General features: G+C 73.9%; 4 protein-coding genes and 1 pseudogene. All 5 read right to left on the reverse strand.

Going from position 1 to position 5,804, the window contains the following annotated elements:
- Positions 1 to 267: pseudogene (locus KBY19_RS35455) on the reverse strand (3-oxoacyl-ACP synthase); the annotation flags it as partial.
- A 4-nt stretch (positions 268 to 271) separates the two neighbouring features.
- Entirely contained in the window at positions 272 to 1,129 is an 858-nt protein-coding gene (locus KBY19_RS35460) for an SDR family NAD(P)-dependent oxidoreductase (RefSeq protein WP_099885813.1), read from the reverse strand.
- Entirely contained in the window at positions 1,126 to 2,238 is a 1,113-nt protein-coding gene (locus KBY19_RS35465) for a 3-oxoacyl-ACP synthase III family protein (protein WP_210967481.1), read from the reverse strand. The genes KBY19_RS35460 and KBY19_RS35465 overlap by 4 nt, the downstream gene beginning before the upstream one ends.
- Complete coding sequence (locus tag KBY19_RS35470) at positions 2,235 to 4,169, reverse strand: hypothetical protein (RefSeq protein ID WP_210967482.1); 1,935 nt, start codon at positions 4,167 to 4,169, stop codon at positions 2,235 to 2,237. Before KBY19_RS35470 ends, KBY19_RS35465 begins: the two co-directional genes overlap by 4 nt.
- Complete coding sequence (locus tag KBY19_RS35475; RefSeq protein WP_210967483.1) at positions 4,166 to 5,254, reverse strand: acyltransferase domain-containing protein; 1,089 nt, start codon at positions 5,252 to 5,254, stop codon at positions 4,166 to 4,168. The genes KBY19_RS35470 and KBY19_RS35475 overlap by 4 nt, the downstream gene beginning before the upstream one ends.
- Between the last annotated feature and the right edge of the window lie 550 nt (positions 5,255 to 5,804).

Below are 5,804 nucleotides of genomic sequence, written 5' to 3' on the forward strand. Positions count from 1 at the left end.
GGCCAGGAGCAGCATGTCGGGGCGGGCGGCGGCGGATTCCAGCGCGGCCCGGCCCGCCGCGGCGGCCAGGTCGCCGGTGGCGACTCCGGCTGCGGCCCGACGGCGGCGGGCGATGCCCGTACGCGAGCGGACCCACGCGTCGGTGGTGGCGAGCCCGCCGTCGTGCGCGACGTCCTCGTTGCTCCGCACCTGGGGAGGCAGCGAGGCGCCGATGCCGCACACGACGGTGGCACGCCCGTCGGTCGAGAAGGTCTGGGGGGCCGTCACCGGATCACACCTCGGCGAAGGGTGAGGCGGGCTTGGGGATACCCGCGAGGCCGCCGTCGGGCACCGAGAGTCCGCCGTCCAGCAGCAGGGCCTGACCCGTCAGGAAGGCCGCGGCGGGCGAGGCCAGATACAACGCGGCCCAGGCTGCTTCCTCCGGTTCGGCCCAGCGGCCCAGCGGCACGTGCGCCATCAGCCAGTCGGAGAGCGGAGCGGTCCGCGAGGCGAACGAGGTCATGTCGGTGCGGGTCCACCCGGGGCACAGCGCGTTGACGCGGATGCCCTCCCGCGCCCAGCCCGCGGCCAGGCTGCGGGCGAGGGAGATCTGCGCCGCCTTGGTCGCCGCGTACGCCTCCATCATGGGGGTGCCCACCGCGCCGGCGACCGAGGACATCAGCACGAGGCCGGCCCGGTCGGACGCGGCCAGGTACGGGTGGGCGTGCCGGCACAGCGCGGCCGACGCGTTGAGGTTGACGGTCACCACGGAGTCCCAGTCCTCCTGCGAGGTGTGCTGCAGAGGAGCGAGCCGCGGGGTGCCGTCGGGTTCACTGGGCAGCATGCCGGCGTTGTGCACGACGACGTCGAGCCCGCCCAGCGCGTCGGCCGCCTCGTCGACCACGGCTCCGGCAGCGGCGGCCTGTGCGAAGTCGCCGGGTACCGGCACGGCTGTCCGTCCCCGGTCGGCGACCTCCGACGCGGTGTCCTTCAGCGCCTCCTCGCTGCGCGCCGACAGCGCCAGATCCGCTCCGGCGTCGGCGAGCACGAGGGCGACGGCGCGTCCGATACCGCGTGACGCACCGGTCACCAGGGCACGCGCGCCGTCGAGTCGGAAGGCCTCGGCCGTGGTGCGGGGTGTGGTGTTCACCGCGCGCTCCTTTCCTCGGGTTCTGCGGTGGGGGCGGTGCGGATGACGGGGGCACCGCTCCAGGTGAGCAGCGCGCTGCCCCATGTCATGCCGGCTCCGAAGGTGGCGAGGAGGATGCGGTCCCCGCGCTGCAGCGGCCCGTCCACGGCCGCCGCGGCCAGGGCGAAGGGCGTCGAGGCGGCGCCGATGTTGCCCACCTCGTCCGCGACGATCGGCAGCCGGCCTGGCGGTATGCCCAGCGCCGTGCCGACCGAGCGCAGCATCCTGGGGTTGGGCTGATGGGTGACGAAGGAGTCGATGTCGTCCATGCGCAGCCCGTTGCGGGCCAGGCTGTCGGAGACGACGACCGGGAACATCTCGACGATGAAGTCCCGCACGGCACGCCCGTCCATATGGATGGTGTGCCGTCCCTCGGCCAGGGTGCCGACACTCGCCGGTGCCCGGCTTCCCCCGGCGGGGATCAGCACATGGTCGGCCAGGGCCCCGTCGGAGCCGAGTTGGAAGTCGGTGAAGCCCTCTTCGGCGGGGACGGGGCCCAGCACCGAGGCGGCGGCGCCGTCGGCGAACAGCACGGCGGTGGCCCGGTCGGCGGGGTCGAGGAACTTCGAGTACGCCTCGACGCCGACCACGACCGCATGGCGCGGGCCGGCCTGTGCGCCCAGGTAGTCACGGGCGACGCGGGCCGCGAACAGCCAGCCCGAACAGGCCGCGCTGACGTCGAGCGCGACCGCGTTGCGTGCCTTGGTGAGGGCCTGGACCCGGCAGGCGGTGGCCGGACCCAGTTCGTCGGGGGTCGAGGTCGCCAGCACCAGCAGGTCCAGTTGGTCCGTGTCGAGCCCGGCCGCCGCCACGGCGGAGCGTACGGCCGCCGCCGCCATGTCGGAGGCGGCCTCGTCCGGGGCGGCCGTATGGCGCTTGTGCACGCCCGTGCGTTCGGCGATCCAGCCGGGACTGACTCCGGTCGCGCGTGCGACCTCGTCGTTGGAGCGCTGTCGGGTGGGCAGATAGGTGCCCATACCGAGTACGCCGATACGGGGTCGCTCCGCACCGTCCGCGGCAGCGGGAGAGGAAGCGGGAGACGAAGTGGGAGAAGGGAAGGTGCCGGTCACGAGCGTCCTCCGTCGGGCCGGGTGAGGGTGGAGTGGAGCGCGGCCGCGTAGTCGGGCGCGGCCAAGGGGGTGGCACAGAGCGTCTCGGGGGGTGCCAGACGGGCAGCGACCTCGTCCAGGTACGGCGCGAGGCGCGTGCACTGCCGGTCGGCTGCCGCTTCCAGCGAGGCCGCGGTCTCCCGGCAGAGCACGCCCGTCCATTGCAGCGGTCCGGCCAGCCGCAGCGCTTGTGTGATGCCGTAGAGGGCGACCAGCGCCCGTTGGGCCGGATCGTGGCCACGCGCCGCGCTCACGGCGTCGACCACGGACTGCGCGGCGAGCCTGAGCGTATGGACCTGCCCCAGCTGACGGGTCCGCTCCAACAGCGGGTTCCACAGGTCCATGCCCTCCAGCCCCTGCTGACGGCCTTCTTCGAGCGCGGTCCGAAGGCCGGCCGTCAGCCGCTGTTCCAGCGTTCCGACCACGGACAGCCACCAGTCAGGGTCGTCGGTGTCGGCCGGCCGGGAAGAGCCGCCGGCAGGGGCCTCGTCGGCGGGTGCGGCCTCGTCGGCCAGGGCACGGCCGAGGTCCAGCAGGACGAGCCGGTTGTCGCCGCCGGCCGCGTCGAAGGCCTCCGCGAAGCCCGCGTAGCCGCTGAGCCGGTTGACGGTGAGATGTCCGGCGACGCCGCAACGGCGGCGGCACTCGGCCGAGATCCGGGCCGCGCCGTCCACCGCAAGTGCTTTGAAGGCGGACAGCCGGCGGTCGACCGAGGCCCACGGGGAGAACGCCGTTTCCGCCGCCCGGCCGCCTTGGGACGCTTCGGCGGCTTCGGCGGTGGCGTCCGGGCGGGCGTCCCGCGACCGCTGCCAGATGTCCAGCGCGGCGGTGGCAGCGCAGTTGAGGGCGAACGCTTCCGCCGCCGCGCCGAACAGCGCGCGCTGCTGTGTGCTGTAGGCCAGCACAGGCGCTTCCGGAGCGAGCCGACCGTGCGAGCGCCGGTGCTGGGAGTGGCGCAACGCCGCGACGGCGGACGCGCGGGCGGTCGCCGCGGCGGCCGACGGCACCGTCGCCCACAGCAGCCGGCCGACGTCCAGCGTGCGCCGCAGCGCACGGTCGGGGTCGTCGCCGAGTGGATCGTGGTAGGCCCCGTCGGCGTCGATCCGTGCCGTACCGCGCAGCCAGCGGTCGTAGGGCAGTCGCGCGCCGTCGAACCGCACCAGCGCGTACTCCAGCGGCAGGGCCTCCACGCCCAGGGCGCCGGAGATCTCCACCCCGGGAGAGGTGCGTCGCTCGTCGCACAGGTCGACCAGGAAGGGGTGGACCCCCCGGCAGCTGCCCCCCACCATCAGCCGGGCGCACACCACGGCTGACTGCGGCCTGCCGGGCACGCCGACACCGGAGAACTTGGCCGCGCCCGGGTCCGGGGTGCGCAGGACGAACTCTCCGCGCTGCGGCTCGAATTCAGCGGTGGTACGGATCGCCAGGTGGCTGTTGGCATCGCCGATCTCGGTGACCAGGAAGACCCCTTTGCGGTAGCCGCTCTCCAGGGCGCCCACCACCTGAGCGAGGTCCGCCGCGGCCAGTTGCTGCTCGCTTGCCGAGTCGACGACGGAGCCGAGGCACAGGACGTAGTGATTGACGACCGTCATGTAGAGCGCGGGATCGCCAAGCACGGTGCAGGCGCTCAGCGCGGCCATCCACTCGGGGTCCTTCAGCAGTACGCCGGCGGGCGGCACCACCTTGGCCAGCCGCTCCAGTTCATGGTGCGTCCGGTGGTTGCGGCTCGTCGCCTCCCCCGGTTCGGGGGGCCGGAGAGGACCGAGGGCTTCCGCGAGGGCGCGGGCCTGGTCCGTCCGTAAGGGGTCGGCCATCCGCTGGGGCAGGGACGGAGGGGAGGGCAGGAAGGGCGGGGCGGCCGGTGGCTGAGGGCTGCGGGGTGTCGGGGTCACGCGCTCTCTCCCTGAGGCTCGCGGAGGGGTGCGGTGCCGGGTGCGGCCGCTGTGGCTTCGGCCGGTGCGGGGCCCTGGCCGAGGCGGTGCGGGCGCTCCCAGGGGAAGTCCGGGTCGGTGAGCGGGCTGCGGGCCGAAACGCCGTTCCGGTGGGCGAGGACGCGCTGGGCGTTGTGGGTCAGTGCGTGGCCCGTGCCGCACTCCAGCAGCAGCGTGGGGCCCGGGGCCCCGGCCTGGCGGAGGACGTCGGGCAACCGTGCGGGGCAGGGCAGGCAGGCGGCCAGCCCACGGTGCACGTCGTCGTCCCTTCCGTACGGCCCGCCGTGGACGGCGGAGTGGACAGGTGTGTGGCCCGGCCGTGCGGGCAGGGTGCGGATCGCCGCCTCGAACTCCGCGGCCCGGGCGGTCAGTGACGGGTGGTGGGAGGTGAAGGACAGCCGGAGCCGGACAGCGGCCACCCCGTGCTCCTCCGCGCACCTCTCCACCTGGGAGAGTTCATGGGTGGGGCCGCTGAGGACGGTTTCGTCCGAGTCGTTGACGCAGGCCACCGCCACCCTTGGGCTCGCCGAGGCGTCGATCAGTTTCTCCGCCTCGCCGGCGCCGGCGGCGAGCAGCGTCATACCGCCGGGGCAGCGGCTCAGACAGCGGGAGAGCCTGCAGGCGATACGGGTACCGTCGGCAAGGTCGAACACCCCGGCGGCGGTGAGGGCGGCGATCTCTCCGAAGCTCACCGCGACGATGCGCCGGGGTGCGGCACCGATCGCGCACAGTGCCCGGTGGATCGCCATGGAGGCACCGAACAGCGCCACTTGCGGGGTGCCCACCGGGCCCGCGGCCAGTTTCCTGCCGCTCGGCGGTGTGTCACCCAGCAGGGCGGGGCCGAGAGCGGGGATCCCGTACTCCCCGCTCGCCTCGTCGACCCGCGCGAACACCTCCCGCACGGCGACGCGCACCACGGAATGGGCGCGAGCGGCAGTCACCAGCGGTGAGACGGCGAAATCCCCCTGGCCGGGGAAGAGATGGACGATGTCGGGCGGTGGCTCCCATGGCGCCGGCGGCGCTGGTCGGTCATGTGCTGGGGGCATGTTCCTTGCCTCTCCTTCCGTGGAAGCGGCCTCTCGGACCTCCCCTCGGCGGGAAGGGACCTCTCCCCCGACGGTCCAGGGGCTCCCGTTGCGGGAGGAGGCACTGCTCCGGTCGACACGGGCCACGGCCGGGGGACGGCCGATACGGCCGGTCGCGGCTGCGGGGAGCGCTCGCCGGAGCGGCGCCGGAGCCATACGGAGCAGGTCATGTTTTTGGACTTTTTCCGGCGCGGGCCGGCAACTGCCCGCGCCACCGGTGGCTTTCCCTTCCGACCGCCTGTGAACTGCGACGCAGCGGCAGGCCACACCGGCCCGTGCACGGCTGTTGCCGGTCCGGTGGCCGCAACGGGCGCACCGACAACGCCGGGGCCATGGCGCCCCAGGTGTACGGTCCGAAAATGTCCCCGGCCCTTGTGGGGGAGGTTCCGCCCGGGGTATGTCTCCACCGAAACACAGGCACAGGCGCGGTGATGAAGGATTCCGGTCACCGAGGCGTGAACGCGTTGAAAATCCCGGGGCCGCACGGCGGCCGGGGCGGACTCCCGGGCCA

It is taken from the genome of Streptomyces sp. B15 (assembly GCF_018070605.1).
GTDB lineage: Bacteria > Actinomycetota > Actinomycetes > Streptomycetales > Streptomycetaceae > Streptomyces > Streptomyces smyrnaeus.